At 61.0% G+C, this 23,793-nt stretch carries 20 protein-coding genes and 1 pseudogene; 17 read left to right on the forward strand and 4 right to left on the reverse strand.

Annotated elements, in window-relative coordinates; translation table 11 throughout:
* Positions 1–44: 44 nt before the first annotated feature.
* The 13 genes and pseudogenes from ABAC402_RS41265 to ABAC402_RS35315 form a co-directional block, all read left to right on the forward strand.
* Positions 45–224 (forward strand): annotated as a pseudogene (locus ABAC402_RS41265) (response regulator transcription factor); the annotation flags it as partial.
* Positions 225–330: 106 nt separating this feature from the next.
* Complete coding sequence (locus ABAC402_RS40955; protein ID WP_023450588.1) at positions 331–546, forward strand: hypothetical protein; 216 nt, start codon at positions 331–333, stop codon at positions 544–546.
* Between the two features lie 35 nt (positions 547–581).
* Positions 582–716 carry a hypothetical protein gene (locus ABAC402_RS41140; RefSeq protein WP_255346316.1) on the forward strand — a complete coding sequence of 45 codons (135 nt, stop codon included), beginning with the start codon at positions 582–584 and terminating at the stop codon, positions 714–716.
* 40 nt (positions 717–756) lie between these two features.
* Complete coding sequence (locus ABAC402_RS35270) at positions 757–1,101, forward strand: hypothetical protein (RefSeq protein ID WP_031235863.1); 345 nt, start codon at positions 757–759, stop codon at positions 1,099–1,101.
* 8 nt (positions 1,102–1,109) lie between these two features.
* Positions 1,110–1,583 (forward strand): hypothetical protein, encoded by a 474-nt coding sequence (locus ABAC402_RS35275; RefSeq protein ID WP_023450591.1) that lies wholly within the window; start codon positions 1,110–1,112, stop codon positions 1,581–1,583.
* 500 nt (positions 1,584–2,083) lie between these two features.
* On the forward strand, positions 2,084–3,079 hold the full coding sequence (locus ABAC402_RS35280) for an efflux RND transporter periplasmic adaptor subunit (RefSeq protein WP_155847444.1): 996 nt from the start codon (positions 2,084–2,086) through the stop codon (positions 3,077–3,079).
* Between the two features lie 4 nt (positions 3,080–3,083).
* Positions 3,084–4,286, forward strand: a complete 1,203-nt coding sequence (locus tag ABAC402_RS35285) for an ABC transporter permease (protein WP_023450593.1) — start codon at positions 3,084–3,086, stop codon at positions 4,284–4,286.
* Positions 4,283–4,957 carry an ABC transporter ATP-binding protein gene (locus tag ABAC402_RS35290; RefSeq protein ID WP_023450594.1) on the forward strand — a complete coding sequence of 225 codons (675 nt, stop codon included), beginning with the start codon at positions 4,283–4,285 and terminating at the stop codon, positions 4,955–4,957. Before ABAC402_RS35285 ends, ABAC402_RS35290 begins: the two co-directional genes overlap by 4 nt.
* 90 nt (positions 4,958–5,047) lie before the next feature.
* A complete protein-coding gene (locus tag ABAC402_RS35295; RefSeq protein WP_023450595.1) occupies positions 5,048–5,854 on the forward strand; it encodes a DUF3313 family protein in 807 nt (268 codons plus the stop codon).
* Between the two features lie 270 nt (positions 5,855–6,124).
* Positions 6,125–8,119, forward strand: a complete 1,995-nt coding sequence (locus tag ABAC402_RS35300) for a bifunctional diguanylate cyclase/phosphodiesterase (RefSeq protein ID WP_235079990.1) — start codon at positions 6,125–6,127, stop codon at positions 8,117–8,119.
* 56 nt (positions 8,120–8,175) lie between these two features.
* Positions 8,176–9,471 (forward strand): calcium-binding protein, encoded by a 1,296-nt coding sequence (locus ABAC402_RS35305; RefSeq protein WP_023450597.1) that lies wholly within the window; start codon positions 8,176–8,178, stop codon positions 9,469–9,471.
* 33 nt (positions 9,472–9,504) lie between these two features.
* Positions 9,505–11,496, forward strand: coding sequence for an ATP-binding protein (locus ABAC402_RS35310; protein ID WP_162148533.1), 1,992 nt, complete (start codon positions 9,505–9,507; stop codon positions 11,494–11,496).
* Positions 11,493–12,158 carry a response regulator transcription factor gene (locus tag ABAC402_RS35315; protein WP_023450599.1) on the forward strand — a complete coding sequence of 222 codons (666 nt, stop codon included), beginning with the start codon at positions 11,493–11,495 and terminating at the stop codon, positions 12,156–12,158. Before ABAC402_RS35310 ends, ABAC402_RS35315 begins: the two co-directional genes overlap by 4 nt.
* A gap of 165 nt (positions 12,159–12,323) precedes the next feature.
* On the opposite strand, the gene ABAC402_RS35320 is transcribed toward ABAC402_RS35315, so the two are convergent.
* Positions 12,324–12,743: a response regulator gene (locus tag ABAC402_RS35320; protein ID WP_023450600.1), complete on the reverse strand. Its 420-nt coding sequence runs from the start codon at positions 12,741–12,743 to the stop codon at positions 12,324–12,326.
* Between the two features lie 347 nt (positions 12,744–13,090).
* On the opposite strand from ABAC402_RS35320, the gene ABAC402_RS35325 reads away from it, so the two are divergent.
* Positions 13,091–14,416 (forward strand): NAD(P)/FAD-dependent oxidoreductase, encoded by a 1,326-nt coding sequence (locus tag ABAC402_RS35325; protein WP_023450601.1) that lies wholly within the window; start codon positions 13,091–13,093, stop codon positions 14,414–14,416.
* Positions 14,417–14,830: 414 nt separating this feature from the next.
* Entirely contained in the window at positions 14,831–15,421 is a 591-nt protein-coding gene (locus ABAC402_RS35330) for a cytochrome b/b6 domain-containing protein (protein ID WP_023450603.1), read from the forward strand.
* Positions 15,422–15,604: 183 nt separating this feature from the next.
* On the opposite strand, the gene ABAC402_RS35335 is transcribed toward ABAC402_RS35330, so the two are convergent.
* Complete coding sequence (locus ABAC402_RS35335) at positions 15,605–16,510, reverse strand: ROK family protein (RefSeq protein WP_023450604.1); 906 nt, start codon at positions 16,508–16,510, stop codon at positions 15,605–15,607.
* Between the two features lies 1 nt (position 16,511).
* A complete protein-coding gene (locus ABAC402_RS35340; RefSeq protein ID WP_023450605.1) occupies positions 16,512–18,293 on the reverse strand; it encodes an alpha-amylase family glycosyl hydrolase in 1,782 nt (593 codons plus the stop codon).
* 311 nt (positions 18,294–18,604) lie between these two features.
* Here ABAC402_RS35340 and ABAC402_RS35345 point away from each other — a divergent pair, with 311 nt between their 5' ends.
* Together ABAC402_RS35345 and ABAC402_RS35350 are read left to right on the forward strand one after the other, a co-directional pair.
* Positions 18,605–21,067, forward strand: a complete 2,463-nt coding sequence (locus ABAC402_RS35345) for a TonB-dependent receptor domain-containing protein (RefSeq protein WP_031235868.1) — start codon at positions 18,605–18,607, stop codon at positions 21,065–21,067.
* 106 nt (positions 21,068–21,173) lie between these two features.
* Positions 21,174–22,391 (forward strand): MFS transporter, encoded by a 1,218-nt coding sequence (locus tag ABAC402_RS35350; RefSeq protein WP_023450607.1) that lies wholly within the window; start codon positions 21,174–21,176, stop codon positions 22,389–22,391.
* 170 nt (positions 22,392–22,561) lie between these two features.
* On the opposite strand, the gene ABAC402_RS35355 is transcribed toward ABAC402_RS35350, so the two are convergent.
* Positions 22,562–23,548: a LacI family DNA-binding transcriptional regulator gene (locus tag ABAC402_RS35355; RefSeq protein ID WP_031235869.1), complete on the reverse strand. Its 987-nt coding sequence runs from the start codon at positions 23,546–23,548 to the stop codon at positions 22,562–22,564.
* Positions 23,549–23,793: the final 245 nt, after the last annotated feature.

Consider the following 23,793-nt stretch of genomic DNA (forward strand, 5'->3'; position numbering starts at 1 on the left):
CTGTTTGATCAGGTCGACATGCAACGGGGTGCGGGGGACAGGTTTTGAGCGGCAGGCCAACGGGAATAGGCGCATTAACCGAACGCCAGAAGGAAGTTCTGCGTCTGATTGCGCGCCACCATCAGGAGAAGGAGATTGCCCGGCTCCTGAAGATAAGCGTTCCGACAGTGAAAGACCATGCTGCAACGGCGCGACGCCATCTCGGCGTTACCACCACGCGCAAGGCGGCTATGCTTCTGGTCGAATACGAAACCGGTGGAGCTATACCCGGCGAAGGGTATACGCCGGGGCCAGTCGCCACTTCACCCGATGACCTGTCACAGTCACAATATGAGCCAAACATTCCTTCCCAACGACGACTACCTGATCATCACCTATCACGAGCTGGAGATGGCCTGGCGGATGCTCGCTTCACCCGAGAAGCTGGAACAGATTACGGATACCCTGGATTCGGTCCGGCAACTGAACCGCAGCTACGGGCCGGAGAAAGCCATCTTCACTATGGTCTCAGCGACGGCGTGGCTGACGCAGGACGAGTCGGCGTAAGGGCGGAAACGGGGTTCATTCTTCGGCTGAAAGCGTTGTCGCTTCCGATGTGGCTGTTGCTGGTTCTGGCGACGGCCGTGGGGTCCATCATCCTCATGGCGGTCATCTTGTCACTCACCCTGGGGACCCTCGGCGTTATTCAGCAGATTACACACTACTTCGGCTGGTGAGCACGCCAGTCGGCGGTTCTCAGCAGTTAGGGTTATCACGATGAAAAGAGCGGATATGGTGCGTTACGGCACCGAACAACTGTTCAACGCGGAAAATGCCATCGAGTTGGCGCTATGTCAGTCGGCGACGCTCATAAGCGAGCTAAGCCGGATGCGCATGGAAGCGCGATTGTCGGCCGTGGTCGGCCAGGATGCGCTTGACTCTGCGGCGGACGTCATTCTCAAATTGACCGAGGCGCGTCGCGCCATTGTCCAGACCCACGGTCACCTCAACGACGTCAAGGTGCAGATCGGTTGTGGAGCGGTCGCCGCCGGTGACGTCGAAAAGCCCCCCAAGCCGACATCCGCTGGCATGTTGCAGCCCCTGGCTGTGGCTGCCGAATAAGGAGACGCATGTATTATACCTGGGCTATCGTCTCCCGATTCTGGGGATTTATCATCGTACCCTATGCCCTCGTGCGTGGCGGCCCCGCGGAAAGATGCGGCGCCGCCATTTACGGTTTGGCGTGGGCGGCGACCTTCTTTTCCCAGAGCCGCGACGGTAACGGACCGGGCATATGGGTTTTCGTCATCGATGCCCTGATGATGCTGGCGTTTATCGTCCTCTCGGCGGTGACCCGCAAGATATGGACCTTGTTTGCGGCGGCCTTCGCCATGGCAGCGGTGCTGTGTCATATCGCCGGCATGATTGGTCAGGTCAATGTGGTGACCTATGTCACGGGGATCATGTTGTGGGGCGCCTATGGCATGCTGGTGGCACTGACAGGGGGCATGATCAGTCATGAACTGGAGATGCGGCGTAAGCGCCTCCAAACGGCGAGATCCCAGGGCGGGACGCGTTTAGATGGAATCAAAGCCCCGCCCTAACGTTTTGTTTTGTCGCGCAAGTTTTCCGGAAACGGGGACGCCCGTGCGGTGGCGTCCACTTTATCGGATTTCGCTCTCGTCCTGCATCACACGGTCGTCTGAAAATGGGTAAACAGCGGTCTGGGAACTTGTCCGCAGTTCGATAGCCGACATCCAGCCCTGGGGAAACCGTGCAGGCAGATGTTCGGGTAAATGGAAACCTTTCACTGAATTTGTGCCCAGAATTTGTTCCCAGAATTTGTGCCCAGAATTCCTGCCCAGACTTCCTGCCCAGACTTCCTGATTGTGGTTTGCCTGGTCACTCCACGCCCGAGTGATCTGCGGTTCTTCCGGGATCGTACCGGACGGGATAAAGCCATTGCTTTACGATTGCCCGAAGCCTACCGGTAAGCACCGGATACCACCTGGAGACCCGAATGCTTGCAAAGTCGCGGCCAAAGTCCTGGCTTTTTATCCTTGGTGTTGTGGCTGCCTGCCTCCTCGCCGGCGCCGTTTGGTTTATGGTATCGCGTCCCACCACGGTCGCTGTCCTGGAGATTAAACCCGCCACAACCGAAATCGGGCTTTCGGTCGTCGGCCGCGTCCGCCCAGCCGACCTGGTCCAGGTGACGTCGTTAAATGCCGGACAGGTTATTCAGCTTCTGGCCGACAATGGCGACCGCGTCGAGGCAGGCGCGGCGTTGGCGGTTGTACGCTCGACCGTCGAACAGGCCCAGACCCAGGCCAATGCCGCCCGCGAGCGCGCCGTGCGCGCCGAGGCCGTGGAGGCGCGGCAGTCCTATGACCGGACGCGAACGCTGGCCGACAAGGGGTTCGCTGCCCCCGCCGCGCTGGACATTGCGCGCGCCAAGCTCAATGCCGCCGAGGCCAATCTGGCCGCCGCTATCGCTGACGTGAAGGCGGCTGCCGAACGCACGCGTGAGTTCACCATCCGGGCGCCCATGGACGGCACGGTTCTGCTTCGCCCCATCGACAATGGTCAGGTCGTCGCAGCCGGCGAAACCCTGTTCGAGGTGGGCTCGGATGCCGGCACGGAGATCTGGGCGGAGGTCGACGAAACCTATGCCGACGATCTGCAGCCAGGTATGCCGGCGCGCGCCGCCCTGTCGGGTTCCGAGACGATGTTTGGCGCCCGGCTAAGCGAAGTGTCGCCGAGGGTCGACGCTTCGACCGGGGGGCGCCAGGTCCGGCTGGTCCCTGACACCACTGCTGTCTTGCCGCCGGGCCGTTCGGTTGACGTTACTGTGGTGCTCAGCCAACGTCCGAACGCCATTGTGATCCCGCGCAAGGCCGTTATGGACGCAACCGCCGGTCCGAAGGTCTATGTCGTCGACAACGAGGGCGTCGTGCGTGTGCGCGAGGTGGCCATCCTGCGCTGGCCCTCCGTCAATGCCATTGTGGAAAAGGGCCTGAAAGCGGGTGACCGCATCGTCCTAGACCCGTCGTTGGTCCGCAACGAACAACGGGTCCGCCCTGTCCCCGCCGGCGGGCAATGACATCATGTTCGCCTTTACCGTTGCGCGTCGCTACCTGTTCTCCAATCCGCTGCAGACCGTTCTGCTGGTGGCCGGCGTTGCCCTGGGCGTCACGGTCTTCATCTTCATCACCGCCCTGATTGCCGGCCTGGCGATCCTGCTGACCGATCAGGTGACGGGCAACAGCGCCCACGTTACGCTGGACCCACCGACCCGCGTGGCGCGGGTTTTGCCGGGTGCGCAACCCATCGAATCCGTGGCCCTGGTCTCCACCGTACAGAGGCGGCAAATCCGCGACTGGCCGCGGATCGAGGGCCTGTTGCGCGCCGAACCGTCCGTCATCGCGATTAGCCCCCAGATCACGGGTAGCGGATTCCTGGTCCGCGGCGAAGCGGTCGCCCAGGTCGAGGTCATCGGCCTGGAGCCGCAGGGCATCGACGCCATTACGCCGATCTCGACCAAGATCATCAGCGGCAGCAATGCGCTGGGCGCTGACGGACTGCTGATCGGTGAGCGCCTTGCCCAGGAATTGGGGCTCTATGCCGGCCAGGTCGTGTTGTTGCGGACCGAGCGCAATGCCGAGCGGCAACTGACCGTCAAGGGCGTCTACCGCACCGGGCTGCAAAGCCTGGACGAGCGCGTTGCCTTTCTGTCGTTGCAAACCGCCCGTCCCCTGTTTGACCTCCCCGAGGGCGTCACCAAGATCGAGATCAAACTGAACGATCCGACGACCGCGCGTGAGGAAGCCGGTTTCCTGGCCGAAGCGACCGGTTTGCGGGCGATTTCCTGGCAGGACAAGAACCTCGACCTGGAAGGCGCCCTCAAGTCCCAGGGACAGACCGGTACGCTGATCCAGATCTTTTCGCTCATCTCCATTGTTATCGGTGTGGCCAGCGCTCTGGTCCTGTCGGCATACAGGCGGCGGCCGGAAGTCGGCATCATGCGCGCCTTTGGCATACCGTCGGGCTTCATCGCCTGGATATTCCTGCTTCAGGGGCTGTTGATCGGGCTGGCGGGCGCCGCCATCGGCTGCGCCACGGGCTATGGTTTGTGCACCTGGCTGGCAGGCTTGACCCGCGCCGATGGCACCGCGGCCCTGCCGATCGCGCCGGAGCAGGGCGGCTATGTTGCGGCGATTGTTCTGACGACGCTGGGTGCCGTCATTGCCTCGGTTCTGCCCGCCCGCGCCGCGTCGCAAATCGATCCCCTGGAGGCGATACAGCAATGACCCGTCTGCTGGAGGCGCGCGGCATCGAAAAGACCTTTCACAACGGGGACGAAGACACCCAGGTGCTGAAAGGGATCGATCTTGATCTGGAGCCAGGGGAGATGGTCGCCCTTTTGGGCGCGTCGGGCTCCGGCAAGTCAACGCTGCTGTCGATTGTTGGTCTGTTGCTGCGCCCCAGCGCCGGCACGCTGACGATCAGCGGCCAGGCGATCGACGGCCTGTCCGAAAAGGAACGCAGCCATTTCCGCAATACGCGCCTGGGCTTTGTCTTTCAGTTCCATCATCTCTTGCCGGATTTTACAGCGCTGGAGAATGTCGCCTTTCCGGCGGCGGCGCCGGCGGGCGGCCTGTCACGGCAAATGCGTGAACGCGCAGGCGAATTGCTGGGCCGGGTCGGATTGTCCGATCGCGTCGACTTTGGCGCCAAGCGCCTTTCGGGCGGGCAGAAACAGCGCGTTGCCATTGCCCGCGCGCTGATGAACGCGCCCGATCTGGTGATCGCCGATGAACCGACCGGTAATCTCGACCGCGAGTCGGCGGACCGGGTTCTGGACCTGATGCGCGAGGTCAATAAGGCGGATGGAGCGACCTTTCTGATCTGCACCCACGACGAAAGCGTTGCCGCGCGCTGCACGCGGCGCATCACCCTGCTTGACGGCCGCGTGAGTTGAGCGAGGGGTCGCGGAATATTGGCCGCGCCGATGGTCCGTTGACCGTGGCGGTGCGTATGATCGTTAACGATCACTGGAGTGAGCTCAGCGATGAACCTTTACCTCTGTGCCGTCATGGCCGGTGTGACCACCTTGCTGCTGGGCGGTTGCGCCAGCGCGCCCCTGACGACCGCATCGACCCTGTCGTCTTCGGACCAGTTGAAGCCCGGCAAGACGGGAAGGACCACGACCACGGAATATCGCGACGGTCCGGCCCTGGCGCAGGTTAAGCGCGTCTACCTGCATCCGACGGAGCTGGTGACCGGTGACGCGGCGCGTTACACGCTGAAAGACGACGAAAAGGAACTGGTGCTGGCCGAGGTCGAGGCGCAGTTGTGCTTTGAACTGGCCGAGCGTTACGAACTGGTCCGTGAACCGGGGCAAAGCGATGCCGAGGTGACGTCAGCGGTGACGTGGTTCGAGCCGACGGGCACAGCCGGGTCAGGCGCCGCCGCGGCGGTGAACTTCTTCATTCCCGGACCCCTGGGGGTGCGGCTGCCCGGAAGCCTCGGTGGTCTGGGTGGCGAAGCCGAGATGACGGCCGACAAGCGTCAGATCGCCGCTATTGTCTGGGCCCGTCAGGCTCAGGCCGTCGGTACCGACTCGCCGTCCCTGTCGCGTCTGGGCGATGCACTGCAATTCGCGGAACCCTTCGCGGACGATGTAGCGCGCGTGATGTCACCAGACCCGCTGCCGCAGCAAAAAACCTACACCGCGGCCAACGATCCGTGTGCAGAGTATGGCGACCGAATTCAGGCCTCCGGCTTCATATTCGACAAGGTTACGGGTGTCTATATACCATCCGGACGCAAGAAAACCCCGACCGGCGAGGCTTCGGACAAGAGCGCAATTCAATAAAGTGTGAGGCACTTTTCGGATACATTGCGCGATAAGGTAAAAATTATACCAACCCGCGAAATTCTTGACACACCGCGGGTTGGCAAGCGCGCCAGCGTATGTTTCTGGGGCGCCTAGTCCGGCGTTTGAGTTGAAAAAATGCGAATACCAAGCGTCATTTTTTGTGAGGCTTGGTACTTGAGCGAAATCCGAGACCGGGCCTGACTGTGCATTAAGTCCTCTTTTATATCAGTCTGTTATAGTGACGCCTGGTCTTGAACGGATGGCGCCGTGTTGAAAACCTTCATAGGCAGATTGAGAGAGCTTTTTACCGTTTCCGGCGACAGCCCGGAACTGGTACAGGCGCAGTTTCGCGCCTTCTGCAGGCAGATGCCCACCCTCTACTTTATCCTGACCGTCAGCACCCTGGCGGTCAGCTATACCTTTTCTTCGCGCGCACCGCTGTGGCTGTCGGTGTACCTGCCCGTGGCGGTGTGTCTGATCTGCGTCGGGCGTTTCGTATGGTGGCTGCGCGCCGGGGGCAAGCCCGTCTCGCACGAAGTCGCCCTGCATCACCTGCGACTTACCAATGTCCTGGCCGCGCTCTTGTCCGTGGCGCTCTCCACCTGGGGTCTCAACCTGTACGGTTATGGCGACGCCCACGCCCAGGGGCATGTCATCTTCTATATGGCGCTGACCGTGATTGGCTGCATCTTCTGTCTGATGCACCTGAGATCGGCGGCCATCGCGGTGACCCTGATCGTTATCGTCCCCTATATCCTCTTCCTCATGGCCAAAGGCGGACCGACCGAACGGGCAATTGCTGTCAATCTGGCGCTGGTCTGCATGGCGATGATCAGCGTTCTGCTGACCCACTATCGTGACTTTAAGGCCCTGATCGCGTCGCGCCGTGACTTGACCCGCCAACAGGCCGAAACCCAGGCCCTGTCCAATGAAAACTTTCGCATCGCCAATATTGACGCCCTGACCGGCCTGGCGAACCGGCGACGCTTCTTTTACGATGCCGAAGCCGCCTTCGACGTCGTGCGCGACAGCCGCATGCCTTTGGCAATCGGCGTCATCGATCTGGATGGCTTCAAGCCGGTAAATGATACGTTCGGCCATGCTGTCGGCGACCGCGTCCTGGTTGAAGCCGCCGAGCGTTTCGGTGCGATTGTTGCAGCAACGCGCCCGCTGAAGGCCGCGGTCTACCGCCTGGGGGGCGATGAATTCGGCCTCATCGTCCAGGGCGACATGACCGCGACCGATCTGGAAGATCTGGGGCGGCGGCTGACAGAAGTGATGTCACGGCCCTTCCGCACGGGTCAAGCCCATGCCCAGATGGCTTGTTCGGTTGGTTTCGCGCAATGGCCACGGTCCGGTGACAGCGCTGAAAGCCTTTTCGAGTGCGCCGACTATGCCCTCTACCATGCCAAACGGCACCTGCGGGGGCAGACCGTCCTGTTTTCCGCGGAACACCAGGCCGAAATCATCAATCAGAGTGTCGTCGAGCGCAATCTGCAGGCGGCCGATCTGTCGGCAGAGCTCTCTCTGGTCTATCAACCCCTGATCGACCTGCGCACCGGTGGCACCGTCGGCTTCGAAGCCCTGGCGCGCTGGGACAATCCAACATTGGGGCGAGTCGGGCCGGCGGTTTTCATTCCGGCCGCCGAACGGGCCGGTCTGATAGGCACGGTGACCCGTGTACTTCTCGAAAAGGCGCTGCGCGAAGCCCGCACGTGGCCGTCGGCTATCGGGCTTTCCTTCAATCTGTCCGCCCACGATATCTGCGCCGCCGAGGGCGTCGTGCGGCTGATCGCTATCGTCCATGCCAGTGGTATCGACCCGAAACGCATCGACTTCGAAATCACCGAGACCGCCATGGCGGCGGATTTCGAACGCGCCCATCAGTCAATTACGGCACTGAAAGCCCTGGGCTGCCAGGTGTCGCTGGATGACTTCGGCACCGGCTATTCGTCACTGAACTATGTTCACCGGCTGCCGCTGGATCGAATTAAGGTCGACCGCAGCTTCGTCGCCGATCTCGACACCAACCCGGCGAGCCGCAAGATCGTCAAAAGCCTGACCTCGCTATGCCTGGATTTTGGGCTCACTTCGGTGATCGAAGGCGTCGAAACCGCTGAGCAACTGGAGGTCCTGGCCGGTCTCAACGGTGACCTGGCGCAGGGCTACCTGTTCGCCCGCCCCATGCCGGCGTTGGAGATACCGGCTTATCTGGCCGGTGAAGCCATCGCCTTTACCGCCCCCCTCGTCCGAAGGGATTGAAGCGAGGGGCGCTTGCCACCGATACTTGCGCAACAAAGCAAGGCTCGGAGGACAAGATGGCGCTCTATAATGGCAACAATTCTGACAACCTGATCACCGGTTCGAACCTGGCGGATCAAATCAACGGCCGCAACGGCAATGACGTGCTGGATGGCGGCGACGGCGATGACCTGATCGATGGCGGCAATGACCATGACGTCCTCTATGGCGGGGCAGGACATGATAGCCTTTACGGCGGGTCGGGCAATGACAACCTGATCGGCGGTGCCGGCAATGACCGGCTGTATGGCGGTCTGGGTCAGGATTGGGCGACCTATACCGGCGGTGCGGCTATTGTCGCCAATCTCAACACCGGCATCGTCACCGGCCAGGGCAGCGATACGCTGAACGGCATCGAAAACATCATGGGGTCGGATTTCGGCGATGTCCTGCAGGGTAATGCCAGCGCCAACAAGCTCCATGGCGGTGGGGGCGACGACCGCTTCCTCGTGTCCTATGGTTATGACGAACTGGTGGGTGGCAGTGGCAGGGACGTGCTTGACCTTATTAACGCCGGTCCGGTCCAGGTCAGTCTTTTGCAGGGGACGTACTACATCAACAATAGCAATGCCGGCACAGCGACGGGCTTTGAGGACATTCTGGGCGGTAATTCCAACGACTTTTTGCGTGGCGACAACGGCGCCAACCTGATCGATGGACGCGGCGGCCACGATACCCTGGAAGGTCAGGGCGGTGCCGACTGGCTGACCGCGAGCGGTGGTAATGACAGCCTGACCGGCGGGGCAGGCAATGACAGCTTCGTCATTGCCACCAACAGCGGCAATGTCGTCATCAACGACTTTACCCAGGGTTCCGACATTATCGACCTGTCCTTCTATTTCGACCAGAGCGGTCAAAGCGCGCTGTGGTCGGCAAGTGCTGCGCAGCAGGGCGCCAACACCGTCCTGACACTGACGGGAGCCTCGCAGACTGTGACGGTGACGCTCAACAATGTCGGCCGTGCCAGCTTGACGGCAGCTGATTTCCTTCACCCCGCACCGACTCTTCCGGCGCCGGCTTATGTGCCGAGCAGCGATGTTTTCGTCGCCACACCGGTATCGGGCGGCGGCGCCCAATGCCTTGTTATTGGCCAGTTCGATGACGGACTGGACCTGATCGACTTGTCGGCCTTCGGGTATGTCTATGACCCCGGCCTGGGCGACTATGTGGCGACCGTATGGTACGACAATGGCTTGACGCAGGTTGGCTCTGACGTCGTCACAACTTTCCACGACGGTAGCGGTGCCACCTTCACTTTGGTGATCGGAAACACCCAGTTGAGCCAACTCGACCTGAGCGACTTTATTCTCTGATTTACCCAAACAGGTTACACACTTGCTATGGGCATGACAGGGGAAGTCCAGCTGGCCAAGGCATGGCGCACCGTGGCGCGGATCGGGGACCTCTCCGATCCGCGCAGCCTGGCCGTGCGCGCTGCCATTCTGGTGGCCGTTCTGATTGCCTCTCAGGTCCTGCTGTGGGCCATGATCACGACGGCCGAGCGGTTGTCGCGGCCGGCCGGTATCGCCAGCCAGGCCGAAGTCGCGTATCGCATGCGCGGGGAAGACGGCGCTTTGGGGACCCCCGCAAAGGCCGGCCACGAAGGCACTGACGGTTATGTCGTCCGCGCCGGTGACAGCGATATAGCTATCGTCTATTCGCTGTCGTTTGAGGTCACCGACCCGGCCAAACCTCAGGCGCTCTATCTCTCGATCCGCGAGCAGATTCACGAAATCCTTGTCAATGGCCACCTGGTTCAGCCGCAACTGGCGCTCAACAAGGTTCGGGGCGTGGTCAATTCGGAACCCGGCCTCTATGTCCTGCCGGCGCGGGCCCTAAAGTCCGGTAAAAATGTCATTACCGTCGAACAGAGTCGCTTTGGCTATGCCTATGCCCTGCCGGAGTTTGCCATCGGCCCGGCCGAGGATCTGGGCGCGGCCTATCGCTGGAAGACGTTTTTCACCGTCGACCTGGCCCTGGGCGGGATCTTCATCCTTGGCTTTACCGCTCTGCTGGTCCTGGTTATTGACTGGCCAGCCGGGGACCGTCGCCGGGCACGAGCCCTGGTGGCGCTGCTGCTGTCCAGCGCCGTGGTCACCTGTCTTTTCTCCTTCACCCCGACCTTCGGGGTGCCGCTGAACGTCATTGTCTGCCTCTTGATGCTGGCCGGCCTGGGCAATAGCCTGGCCGTTCTGTGGTATGTCCATTGTGATCTCGGCCTGCCGCAGGCGTGGCTACGGCGCCTGGCGCAGGGCGGGCTCGTCCTGGCCAGTCTGGTGATATTGCAACTGATCGCAGGGCTGGTCGCCCCTGAGCTCGCTGCGCGCCTGACCTATCTCAGCCTCGACCTGTCGCATTATGTCATCGCGGGCGTTGGCATTTTGGCTGTGCTGCTTCTGGCCGGCGCCGTGGCGGTATTGCGGCCGTCGCGCTGGGGTGAGCGTCTGGCCGTCATGGTCTGCCTGTCGACCTTCGCGCTCGACCATGTCAGCTCGCTGATCGACCTGACCGCGCCGTTCGCGCCGAATCTGCCGTTGACGCTGTACCTGTCGCCTGTGGTTGGGGTCCTGCTGGGCTTGGCTATGCTGCTGTCGATTGCGCGTCAGGCCGGCGAGTCGCGCCGTGTTGTCGCCACAGCCAACGATGTCCTGGAAGCAACACTCAAGGCCCGCGAAGATGAACTGCGCGCCGGCCATGAACGCCAGCAGACACTGATGCAACGCCAGGTCCTGCTTGAAGAACGCCAGCGCATCGTTCGCGACATGCATGACGGCATCGGTGGGCAGTTACTGGGCCTCATGCTGCAGATCCGCGGCGGCCATATTGCACCCCCTGCCATCGAAGCCTCGTTGCAGACCTCGATCGATGACCTGCGCCTGATCGTCGACTCGCTCGACTCGGCGGAGGAGGGACTTTCGGCTGCCCTGCGCGCTTTCGAATACAGAGTCCGCTCCCAGATCGAAGGCGCCGGTCTTGGCTTTGCCGTTGATCTAAGCCTGGGCGATGGCGACGGCCTGCGACCAGGGCCGCGCGCCTCCTTGCAGATACTGCGCATCCTGCAGGAGGCTCTCAGCAATGCCCTGCGGCATGCGGTGGCGACGCGTCTCACCCTGGAGGGCGGGGTGTCGGACGGCGTCCTGACCTTGCGCCTCGGGGACGATGGTCGCGGCTTCGTGCCAGGCGAAAAGGGCGGGCGAGGCCTGGGTAACATGAAAGCGCGCGCGAAACGGCTGGGCGGTCAGCTTGACATCGTCTCGGGTGCGCAGGGCACCCGCGTCGTATTCACCGTGGCGGTCGCGGGGCTCAACCGGCTGGCGGCCGAGGAGGTGGCGCTATGACCGGGCCGGCGCGGGTGCTGATCGTCGAAGATGACGAGGTCTTTTCGCGCTACATGGTCGATGCCTTGTCACGCGCCCCCGATATCGCGGTCGCAGGGACGGCAGCCGACCTGGCGGACGGACTGGCAATGCTGGCTGTGCGGCCCGATCTGGTTCTGCTGGACCTGGGCCTGCCCGATGGTAGCGCCCTGCCGATCATCGAGGCGCTGCGGGCCCAGAACCCCAAGGCACGTGTCCTGGTCATCACTGTGTTCGAGGACCGGGCCAGCGTGCTGAAGACCCTGCGCGCCGGTGCGGACGGCTACCTGTTGAAAGACACCGGACCGGACAAGCTGATCGAATGCGTCCGCGCGACCCTGGGCGGCGAGACGCCAGTCAGCCCGCGCGCTGCCGGCCACCTGCTCAGCCTGCTGCGGGAGGACGAGCCTTCCGTCGCAGCGCCGGCATCACCCCTGAGCGCGCGCGAACAGCAACTTCTCGAACTGATCGCCCAGGGTCTGAGCCGCAAGGAGGCGGCCCGGGTCATGGGGATTTCGCCCTATACGGTGGCGGAATACATCCAGGGCATTTACCGCAAGCTGTCGGTTCGATCGCGCGGCGCGGCCGTGCGCGAGGGTATCCATAGCGGTCTGATTTCCGGCAGCCGGCCGGCGGGTGAGTAATGGTGTCGCGTTGAGTCGAGAGCGCAATCCGATAAAGTGGACACCACTTTATCGGATTGCGCTCTATAGCGAGATGGCTTTTGGTAGAAGCGCCATCTCGCTCTAAGTTTTTGTTTTGTCGCGCAATTTGTCCGAAAGGTGCGTCACACTTTATCGGATTGCGCTCTAGTGGCAGGCTGTGGCGTTTGGCGCAGGTGCGGGGGGCAGGAAGCGAGCGATATCGCTGAGCAGGCGGTCCTGCTGGAAGGGTTTGACAACATAGTCGCTGGCACCGAGGGTCATGGCGGCGGCGACGTCGAGCCGGCTGTTGCGGCCCGAAAGGACGATAACGGGAATGTGCCGGACCTGCTCGGCCTGGGCGCGTTTTTCGAGAAAGGTCAGGCCATCCATATCCGGCATGCTCATGTCGAGCAGAACGAGGTCGGGATCGGACAGGCTGAGCGCGGCCAGTCCGCTGATGCCGCCGGGGGCGGTTTCGACGTCATAGCCGCGGCGGCTGAGAACGACCTTGATCAGCAGCCGGACGTGTTCGTCGTCATCGACGACGAGAATCCGATGCTTATCGGACTGCGGAACTTCAAACATGACGCCACCCTTGTGCAAGGTTCACCTCCCGGCGGTCGGACCCGCGGGCGGCACCTGAGGACAGGATGCCCGATGTTGGCTTAACCGGTGATCAAAAGAGTCTTTCCGCCATGTTATGATTGGTGCTTCGGTCGGGTCGAAGACTGTGTTTGCAATCGCGCCAGGCAAATCCCGGCCTCGCGTGCAACACGATCCAGCGACCGAAGCCGCTGAATGACCTTTATGTGCAGCGCAGCAATTCGAAACATCATGTTTTTTGACATCAGCCAACGAAAGCGGCTCACTTCCCTGCAGTACGTCTGATTTTTGAACCGGGCTTGAAAAGCCTTTCACCTCAGGTTGAGAACATGGTCGTCCGCTCAACGCAAAATACCCAGATCGTTGTTGTCGGTGGTGGCGCCGCCGGTCTGGAGCTCGTGCGAAAGCTGGGAGCCCATTTCGGGCGCCGCGATCACGACATCATCCTGATCGATCGCAACCGCACGCACATCTGGAAGCCCTTGCTTCACGAGGTTGCAGCCGGATCGCTCGACGCCAGTCTCGACGAGGTGGGCTACCGCGGCCACTGCCACCGTTGGGGCTATCGCTATCTTCACGGAACGCTTGACCGGATCGATCGCCAACAGCGACGCGTGTACGTTGGCCCGATCCTGGACCCAAGGGGGCGCGAGGTCGTTGCGGCCCACTCGATCAGGTACGACTATCTGGTCCTGGCCTATGGCTCGATGACCAACGACTTCGGCACGCCGGGCGTGGCCGATAATTGTCTCTTTATCGACAGTCGCGGACAGGCCGATGTTTTCCGCGATCAACTGCTCAATCAGTGCCTTCGCGTGTCGCGGTCCATGCAGACGGATCCGGCGTCCGACGCCCATGTCAGGGTCGTCATCGTGGGCGGAGGCGCCACCGGCGTCGAACTGGCGGCGGAGCTCTACAACGCCGCAGACGCCCTGAGCTATTACGGTCTGGAGGTTTTTGACCGCAGCCGGCTCGATGTGACCTTGCTGGAAGCCGGGCCACGCATCTTGCCGGCGCTTCCCGAGCGTTTGTCTGACGCGGCAAAAGCCGAGCTCGAAGCCCTCGGCGTCAAGGTCAGAACCGGAACCGCTGTCACGGCGTCGCTGCTATCGGCGATGGAGATTGCGGGTGGAGACCAGGTGCCGGCCGATCTCCAGGTCTGGGCGGCCGGGGTAAAGGCGGTCCCGATCCAAAATGGCCTGGATGGTCTGGAAATGTCGCGAACCAACCAGGTTGTGGTTCGACCGACGCTTCAGGTTATCGGCGATGATCGCATCCTTGCCATAGGCGACTGCGCTTTTTGCAAGCTTCCGGGCCAGGAAAAGCCAGTTCCTCCGCGCGCCCAGGCGGCGCACCAGATGGCCGAGACAGCCTATGTCAATCTGATCCGTCTCCAGAAGCAAAAACCGCTGGTCCACTTTGCCTACCACGATCACGGCTCACTTGTATCGCTGAGCCGGTTCTCCACGGTGGGCTCCCTGATGGGTAGCCTTGTCGGTGGGCGCTTGGCGGTCGAGGGCCGCCTGGCCAAGTTCGTCTATATGTCCCTGTACCGGATGCATATCCTGGCGGTGCACGGCTGGATAAAGGGCTTAGCCGTGATCTCGGTGGGGCACATAAATCGCTTTATACGGCCCAAGCTAAAGCTTCATTGATCGCGTAACTGGAAAGTGGGCGACACAGAAGCAAACTTAGAGCGCGTTTCGATCCGGTAGAATCGGATCGGCACGCTAATTTTTTGTTTTTACGCGCATCCCAAAAAGTGCGTTCCACTTTTGGGGATGCGCTCTGTCATCGAAGTTTTCCGAACAATGCGGCTTCGATTTGGGCCAACGGTTATGGACCGCGGGGTTCGTTCCTGATTTCGGGACTTGATCACCTGGAGCCCGAAATCTCGTGAAAACCCCGGTATGTTTGCAATGTCATAATGGTCATCTGCCGTCTGGATAGTAAGGTTTACATCAAGGCTGTCTTCGGATTGATGTCGATCAAAAGGGAGACACGCACCTGGTTCTAGTCGGTAGCATTCACGGGCAAGGCCCGCAGGCGCGCGGAATCGAGGACGTACCATGACAGCTTTGAATCAGCTTCGGACCTATCACGCCGTGCTGGCGGTTTTAGTATCTGCGGCATTTCTTACCACAGAGTGGGGGCGCATCCATATTTGGCTAGGCTACGGCGTCATTGCGGTCTTGCTGGCCAGGCTGGGCATGGCCCTGTCGGGTGCGCATCAATTGGGACTCATGCGCTTTTATCCACATTTTGAAGGCCTGAAGCTCAATAACCTGGCTACCCATCCGGCAATCAGCCGGACCCTGCTGCTGACCATAGCCGCCTGCCTGTTAACCGTAACAGCGACCGGTCTGTTCATGGACAAGGGGCGTACATTGACCCGGCTCGTTTCGCCGGTCACCACCTCACCGACGGTCGCACCCGGTGCGGTCTTTGAGCGGGGCGATGCCGACAATGACAAGGGAGAGCGAGGAGAAGGCGCTGGTGGCGGCCATGATCGGGACGGTGGATGGCTGGGTGAGGTTCATGAAGTGTCCGGCAATCTGTTGATGCTGGTCGTGGTGCTCCATGTCACCTATCTGTTCGCCTTCAAGCGTCCGCTGGCCCGTTTTATGCTGTTCTTCGAGGCCAAAAAGCCGCCGAAATAGAGCGCTTTCAGGGGATGCGGTGTAATTGATTTCGTCTTCGCTATGGGTCATTGAGCCTGCACCTTCTCCCCGTAGCGTGTTTTCGAGAAAGCTGTTTCGGCGTATTCGCAGGTCAAGGGTGGCGGCCTCTCGCCGCCGCGCAGGGTATGGGGATTGTCTGCGGTCGCCGGACTCCCAAAGGCTTTATGGCGCGCGATGTTCGTGAGATGCGCCCTGTGCCAGGGCCAGCGCGCCCATCACGCCCGCCCGGTCGCCCAAATGTGCCGGTTGGATGAATTCATCAAAGGTGCTGCGATCCTCCAGGGCTTCGATATAGCCGCCCAGCCCGCTGTGGGCTGCATCGCGGGCCGCCGTCAGAACCGCGGGATTGAGACCAATGCCGCCGCCGACCAGGATCCGTTGGGGCGACGCAATGAGAATCAGGCTGTGGAACAACTCCGCCAGATACCGGCCGGTCAATGACCAGACCGGGTCATCCGCAGCCAGGGTTTCGCCGGCCTTGCCGGTCCGCGCCTGGATAGCCGGTCCGCACGCCAGGCCCTCCAGGCAGTCGCCATGAAACGGGCAGTGGCCGGCATAGCTGTCGTCCGGTTGACGGCGTACACGGATATGGCCGGCCTCGGGATGGAGCAGGCCATGGACCGGACGGCCGTTGCAAACGAGGCCCACGCCTATGCCTGTACCGACGGTGACATAGGCGAAGCTGTCGAGCCCCACGGCGCCGCCCCAGCGCGCTTCGCCCAGGGCGGCGCCATTGACATCCGTGTCCAGGGCGATCGGCGTCTGTGGAAAGGCATCCCTGATGGGGCCCAGAAGATCGGCACCGCTCCAGCCGGGCTTGGGCGTCTGGCGAAAGTGACCATAGGCGGAGGTGCCGGGGGTAAGGGCAATGGGCCCAAAGCTGGCGACGCCGATGGCATCGAAGCCCCCTTCGCCGGCCAGATGTCTGAGTTGCTCAACCATGGCAGCGAGCGTTGAAGCCGGGTCAAGCGTGGGCAGGCGAACCACGGCAGACATGTCATCAGGGCCGCTGCCGGCAGCCAGGTTGATCTTGGTCCCACCCAGTTCGATACAGGCAAAATGCGCCATGTCACAACGCCCGCATTGACCAGCGCACGCCGTAGGGCGGCAGGACGCTGCGATCGCCGGTCAAGATGTCGCCGCTACACAAAAGGTCAATCGCAACGTCAGACAGGTTCGCTTCACAGACAAAGCAACCCGAGGCCATCGGCCGTTCGAAGGTAAGGACGGCGTCACGTCCCGTCGATTTCACGGTCTGGCCGGGCAAGATATCGAGGCGCATGAGCAAGGCCGACAGTTTCTGGAGGTAACCCAATATGCCGGCGCGCGGTGACGATGGCTCCAGGGCTTGGGCCGCCGCCGCCCAGTCCATTTCGGGGCGATGCAGCCAGCGCAACTCATCGCGCAGGGCCGGGTCGTCGCGAAAGCTCTCAAAGTTCTCCAGTCCGATTTCATCGCCCATATACAGCAGGGGGATTCCTTCCAGGGCGTAGGTGATTCCATACAGCATTTTGAGACGCGCCACGGCCTGGGGATCGTCGAGACCGCCGCACAGGCTGGCAGCCATGCCGCAGCCGGAGGCGGGGAAGCCATCGGGCGCTTGAAACGCCAGGCCTCGCGCATAGGACGCCTGACCGCCGAAAAAGTCAGACCAGGCCTTCAGCCGCGCCATGGGCACCGTGTCCGCCAGGGCCAGCCAGATAATGTCGTCATGGCAGCGGACATAGTTCAGCCAGTGGCCGTGCGCCGGTTTCTCGCCCGCCCGCGTGATAACAGCGCCCAAGACGTCTGATTTTTGGTCAGCCATTGCGCCCCACAAGGCCGTCATGACGCCGTTGTTATAGGCGAGGTCGCATTCGCGCGCCTGTGGCGTGCCGAAAAAGGGCAGGACGGAAGCCTGGGATTCGATCGCCTCGGCCAACAGGAAGACGGAGGGGGCAACCAGGGACACCAGGCAGCGCAAGGCACGAAGAATATTGTGGGTCTGCGGTAGATTGCGGCAGATAGTGCCTTTTTGCTTCCAGAGAAAAGCCGTTGAATCGAGGCGAAACCCTTCAACGCCCGCGTTGGCGAGATATAACAGGCTGTCCAGCATCTCAACAAAGACGCGCGGATTGGCGTAGTTGAGATCCCACTGGAACGGATAGAAGGTGGTCCACACCCATCCGCCGGCTGGCGCATCATAGGTGAAGCTTCCGGGAGCTGTGCCGGGGAAGACGTCCTGCAGTGCCACTTCCCAGGCATCGACCTCGGCGCGGTCCTCCAACACGATGTAAAAATCGGCGAAGTCTGGATCTGCCGCCAGCATCTTCTGCGCCCACGGGTGTTCGCGCGCCGTGTGATTGCACACCATGTCAATCACCAGCGACATGTCGCGCGCCCTTAGTTCTGCGGCCAGGTCGCGCAGGTCGTCCATTGTGCCGAGCCGCGGATCAACGTCGCCATAGTCGGCCACGGCAAAGCCGCCGTCGGAATCCCCCTCGCGCGGTTTCAGCAAGGGGAGGGGGTGAAAGATGCCGATATTGAGGTCTTTCAGATGGTCGAGGTGACGGATTGTCCCCCTCAACGTGCCGGCAAAGCGGTCAATATAGGTGCAGTAGGCTGGGCGGCCGGGCCTCAGGTACCAATCGGGTCTCTCGCTGCGTGCGGCATCCAATGCCGCCAGTTCGGCAGGCCGTTCAAACCGAGCGCGGCCGATTCGGATTGCCATGTCCTCCAGGCAACGGGCAAAACCTGAATGGTCGCCATAGATCTGCGTCAGTTCGGTCACCGCCGACCGCCACAGCGGATCCGCCTTGACGGTCTGTCCGCGCGAGGGGGATGCGAGCGTATCGAAAGCCTGAAGTGTCATACTGGAAATGGCCTGAGGGAAAGGGTGTGTGCACCCTGTTGAAAACAACGACGTATTGCCTTAGCAAAGTTTGCAAACGTTCGCAAACAAAAGTGCGAAAAAGTGTCGGCTCATGTCCTAGCCGGGAAGATTTTCTATCAAAAACGGCAGTAAAGTGGCCAATTTGCAACAAATGCGAGGGATTTGTGAAAAAATGCCGTCATCTTTCTTGCAATCGTTGTCAAAGAATGAGAAGCATGAAGCGCGGCGATTCCACCGCCGGAAAATTCAATAAGAATATCTGCGCAACGCGCCAACCGGGAGATAAACAGATGAGCCTTCACTCTGACTGCACGCGTAAACTTCTGATGGCGGGGGCGTCGGTCGCCATCCTCATGTCCCTGGCGTCCGCAGGTCGTGCGCAAGATGCTGTTCCAGCGCAGGAGCCAGCACGAGAAGATGTCACTGAAGTGATTGTGACCGGCGTTTCCAAGGGCACCAACAAGCTGAGCACCTCTATTTCGGTCAGTTCGGTACAGATTGACGAACTGCAGAAGTTCGCGCCGCGTTCGACGGCCGAGGTTTTCCGCAATATTCCGGGCGTTCGTTCCGAATCCACCGGCGGCGAAGGCAACGCCAATATTGCCGTCCGCGGTCTGCCCGTGGCTGCCGGTGGCGCGAAGTTCCTGCAATTGCAGGAAGACGGCCTGCCGGTTCTGGAGTTTGGTGATATTGCCTTTGGCAATGCTGATATCTTCCTGCGCACCGACCTGACCGCGGGGCGCATCGAAGCCATCCGCGGCGGCACAGCCTCAACCCTGGCCTCCAACTCGCCGGGCGGCATCATCAATGTTATTTCAAAAGACGGCTCGCGGCCCGGGGGCACGCTGCAATTGACGCAGGGTGTCGATTTTGGCCAGACGCGCGGTGATTTCGAATTTGGCGGCCCCTTGACCGAAGCGATCGATTTTCATGTCGGCGGCTTCTATCGGTCAGGCGAAGGTCCACGCACAGCGGGCTATACCGCCAACCAGGGCGGCCAGATCAAGGCCAACCTGACGCGCAAGTTTGACAACGGTTTCATTCGCGTTGGTGTCAAGTATCTCAACGACAAATCGATCGGCTACCTGCCCATGCCCATGAAGGTCACGGGCACCAACAGTGATCCCACCTGGTCCTCGGCGCCCGGGCTCGACGCCAGGGCCGACACCATTCATTCGGCCTATTTCCTTCAGGATGCCGGCCTGGACGGGCGCAACAACCGATCTGTGACCGATATCCGTGACGGTATGGCCCCCAAGAGTCTGGTGTTCAATGGTGCGGCAAGTTTCGACCTCGGCAACGGCTGGGCGTTGAACGGTAAGTTCCGGGTGGCAGATACCGAAGCCAATTTTGCCTCGCTTTTCCCTGCCCAGGTCGGCTCGGACGCAGCGATTGTCTCCGCCATCAATGGCGCCAAGGGGACGTCGGGCACGCGCCTGGTCGTCGCCAGCGGACCTGGTGCCGGAACAACCTATACCGGGCTGGCCATGATCGTTCATACGTTCAACACACGGCTGAACAGCCTGGACAACGCCGCAAGCGATCTCAAACTGTCCAAGACGTTTGATGCCGGTGACGTACCTGTCGACATGACCTTCGGTCTGTACAATTCGTCTCAGACGATTGACATGGACTGGATCTGGAACAGCTATGCCATGGAGGTGGCAGGCGACAATGCGCGGCCGCTGAACCTCTACAATGGTAACACCAATCTGTCGCAGAACGGTCTCTACGCCTACGGCGTCCCGCTGTGGGGAAACTGCTGCACCCGACACTATGACGTCCAGTACGATATCGTCGCGCCCTATGTGATGGTCAACGCCCAGTTCGGCAAGCTGACCGTCGAAGGCTCGGTCCGTCAGGACAGCGGCAAGGCACGCGGTAACTTTGCCTACAGCACTCAGATGGCAAGTTTCGACGTCAACGGTGATGGCACGATCCAGAACCCGGAGACCAGCGTTTCGTTCATCAACTATGCTGCGCCCAAGCCGGTCAATTATGACTGGAACTACACCTCCTACTCCTTGGGTGCCAACTACCGGCTGAGCAGCAATCTGTCCTATTTTGGCCGCTACTCGAACGGCGCGCGGGCCAACGCAGACCGCCTTCTGTTCGGCAAGATCAATGAAACTGACGGATCGGTCGCAAAGGAAGACGCGGTCGATTTCGTCAAGCAGCTTGAAGTCGGCGTCAAGTATCGCAATGGTTCAACCAGCCTGTTCGTCACTGCGTTCGCTGCCGAGACCGAAGAGCAGAATTTCGAAGCCACATCGCAGAAATTCTTCGATCGTGTCTACAAGGCCAGCGGCATCGAACTGGAAGGCGCCTACCGCAATGGCAATTTCCATGTGAGCGGCGGAGCTACCTACACCCGGGCCGAGATATCGAAGGACGCCCTGAACGCAGCCCAGGTTGGCAACCGTCCGCGCCGCCAGGCCGAATGGGTCTTCCAGGTGACCCCGTCCTACAACTTCGACCGTCTGGAAGTGGGGGCCAATTTCGTCGGAACGACCGATGCCTATGCTCAGGACGACAATCAGTTGGTCATGCCTGGCTACATCCAGACCAACCTGTTCGCCGATTATGACCTGACCGAAGCGCTGACGGCGTCCTTGAATATCAACAACGCCTTTGATGTGCTTGGGATCACCGAAGTCGAAGAAGGGGCGATCACCGCCAACGCCACCAACTATGTCCGGGCGCGCGCCATCAATGGCCGGACAACGACGGTGACCTTGAAGTATCGATTCTGATACAGTCGATTCCCGAGCCGTGACGGCTGTATCCTCAAGCCTCACGGTCCCGGGCCGGCGGACCTTCCCTACGCCGGCCCCCTTTTTTTTCCCTGGAGCGCGTCCCATGACTGCCGCTGTCCGACCTGCGAACCTGGTGCTTATCACCGGCCTGACCTATCTGATGTTCATGATGTTCGCCATGACGACGGATGCGGTCGGCGTCATCATTCCTGAGGTCATCCGGCAATACGGCCTGACCATGACTCAGGCTGGGGCCTTCCACTATGCCACCATGGCCGGTATCGCCCTGGCGGGACTTGGCCTGGGGTTTCTGGCCGACCATATGGGACGCAAGTGGACTATAATTCTGGGCCTGACACTGTTCGCGCTCAACTCCTTCCTGTTTGCCGTGGGCGACGACTTTCTGTTTTTCGCCGCTCTCCTGTTCGTGTCGGGCCTGGCCATTGGGATCTTCAAGACCGGGGCGTTGGCGCTGATCGGTGACATTTCGACCTCGACCGAGAGCCACACCCGCGTTATGAATGCCGTCGAAGGCTTTTTCGGCGTCGGTGCCATTTTGGGGCCTTTGATCGTTACCCAGCTGCTGATCACGGGTGCGTCGTGGAAATGGCTGTATGTGATCGCCGGCGTGCTGTGCGCCCTGTTAATTTTGACGGCCTTCCTTGTCCGCTATCCGGCGCGACAGGCGAAGCCCGCACCGGGTGTCAGCCTGACCAGCGTCCTGGCCCTCATGAAGGACCCGTATGCCCTGTCATTTTCCGGGCTTGCCATGCTGTATGTCGGCGTCGAAACAGCCATCTATGTCTGGATGCCGACCCTGCTTGCCGGGTATGAAGGGCCCGCGGCGTGGCTGGCGGTCTATGCCCTGACCATATTCTTTGTCCTGCGCGCCGCAGGCCGGTTCCTCGGGGCGTGGATGCTGGCGCGACTGGCCTGGACCCAGGTTTTGATGGTCAGTTCAGGCGCCATCTTGGTCTGTTTTGTCGCCGCTCTGGTCGGTGGCCAGGCCGTCGCCGTCTATGTTTTGCCCTTGTCGGGGTTGTTCATGTCGGTCATGTATCCGACTATTAATTCCAAGGGGATTTCGTGTTTCCGCAAGGCCCAGCACGGGGCGGCAGGGGGCGTTATCCTGTTCTTTACCTGCGTCAGCGCGGTGGCGGCCCCCCTGGCGATGGGGGCGATTTCGGACGTCTTTGGCGACGCGCGCTACGGATTTATGCTGGCGACGGTATTGGCCCTGGCTCTGTTTGGGGCATTGCTCTACAACCGGCTTCGCAATCCGGCGGGGGCAAGATTGAATGCGCTGAATGCCGAGTATTAAAGCGCAATCCGATAAAGTGTGGTGCACTTTATCGGATTGCGCTCTAGCAGTCTGTCGGATTGAAAACTTAAGTCGTTGATTTTATTCAAGATCGTAGTTTCGGCCCTGAATTTAAATGTCTATAAAATCAATAGCTTATGTAGAAGCGTGACGCCCAATCCGACAGGCTGCTAGGTCGAGGCCCGTTCGATCAGGCTGGCGGGGATGACGGCCGAGGTCGTTTTCTCGCCGTTCATGCGGCGAAACAGCAGGTCAACCATAAGCTGGGCGCCCATGCGTAAATCCTGCCGGATGGTTGTCAGAGACGGAGCCATGGTGCGGGCCATGGCGACGTCGTCGAAGCCGCATACGGCCACATCATCGGGCACAGTTCGTCCCGCCTTGGTCAAGGCCGTGATGGCGGCCACGGCAATGACGTCCGATGCCGCGAAGATCGCGTCGAACTTGCGGCGATTGGCCATCAGATCACAAACCGTCTCATAGGCAGACTCATAGGTGAAGTGCGCGTCGACGATCTGGTTGGGTTTCGGTGGCAATCCGACTTCGGTCAGGGCGTCGACATAGCCTCGCAACCGGCTGGCGACTTCAGGCACCGGAGCAGGCCCCAGAAACAGGATCTGGCGCCGGCCCCGCGACAGCAGGTGTTCGGTGGCCATCCGGCCGCCCAGGACATTATCCACGCCCACGGAGCAGTAGGCCTGTTGCAGCAGTCGCTCGCCCCATACCACCATCGGCGCATAGGTGGCCGCAAGGGCATTGATATTGTCGTGTTGATCGCTTTGCCCCAGGACCAGCATGGCGTCAAAGCGATGTGATTGCACCAGGGACTTCAGCCAACCCGGTTGTGGTGCCGGATTCTTTGATATCAGCAGATCATAGCCGCGGTGAAAAACCTCTTCCGACAGATTACCAATAAGCTCAAGCAGGAAGGGATCTGTGACCTTTTGGCCGGTTTCGTGACCCATGGGCAGGACCAGGCCAACCGTTTGCGTCGTTCGCAGGCGCAGGTTGCGCGCGGCCTGGTTCACCGTGTAGCCATGCGCTTCAGCCAGGTCCAGAATGCGCTGACGCTGCGGTTCCGGGACCAAAGAGCTGCCTGCCAGGGCGCGCGAGACGGATGACAGCGATACACCCGCCATCTGCGCGATATCGCTCATTTTCATGCGTTGTATCTTGGTCGGTGGAGTCGTCACGTAAGGCCTGCAGCGGGAATCGATTGTATCATTATGCGCGTGTACAATTGCCTTGTCACCCGACGGGCGGCCTGAATGTTGAAAGACTCCGCCCAATCGACCTCGCCGTGGCATGTTCCACAGACTCGGTTCGCCCGATGCCGTCCTGCACCGACACGAAACTCGGCCTGGACAGGCATCGACTGATCTTGGCGCGGCCATCGGGCGTA

Origin of the sequence: Asticcacaulis sp. AC402, assembly GCF_000495835.1 — a bacterium.
Classification (GTDB): Bacteria; Pseudomonadota; Alphaproteobacteria; order Caulobacterales; family Caulobacteraceae; genus Asticcacaulis.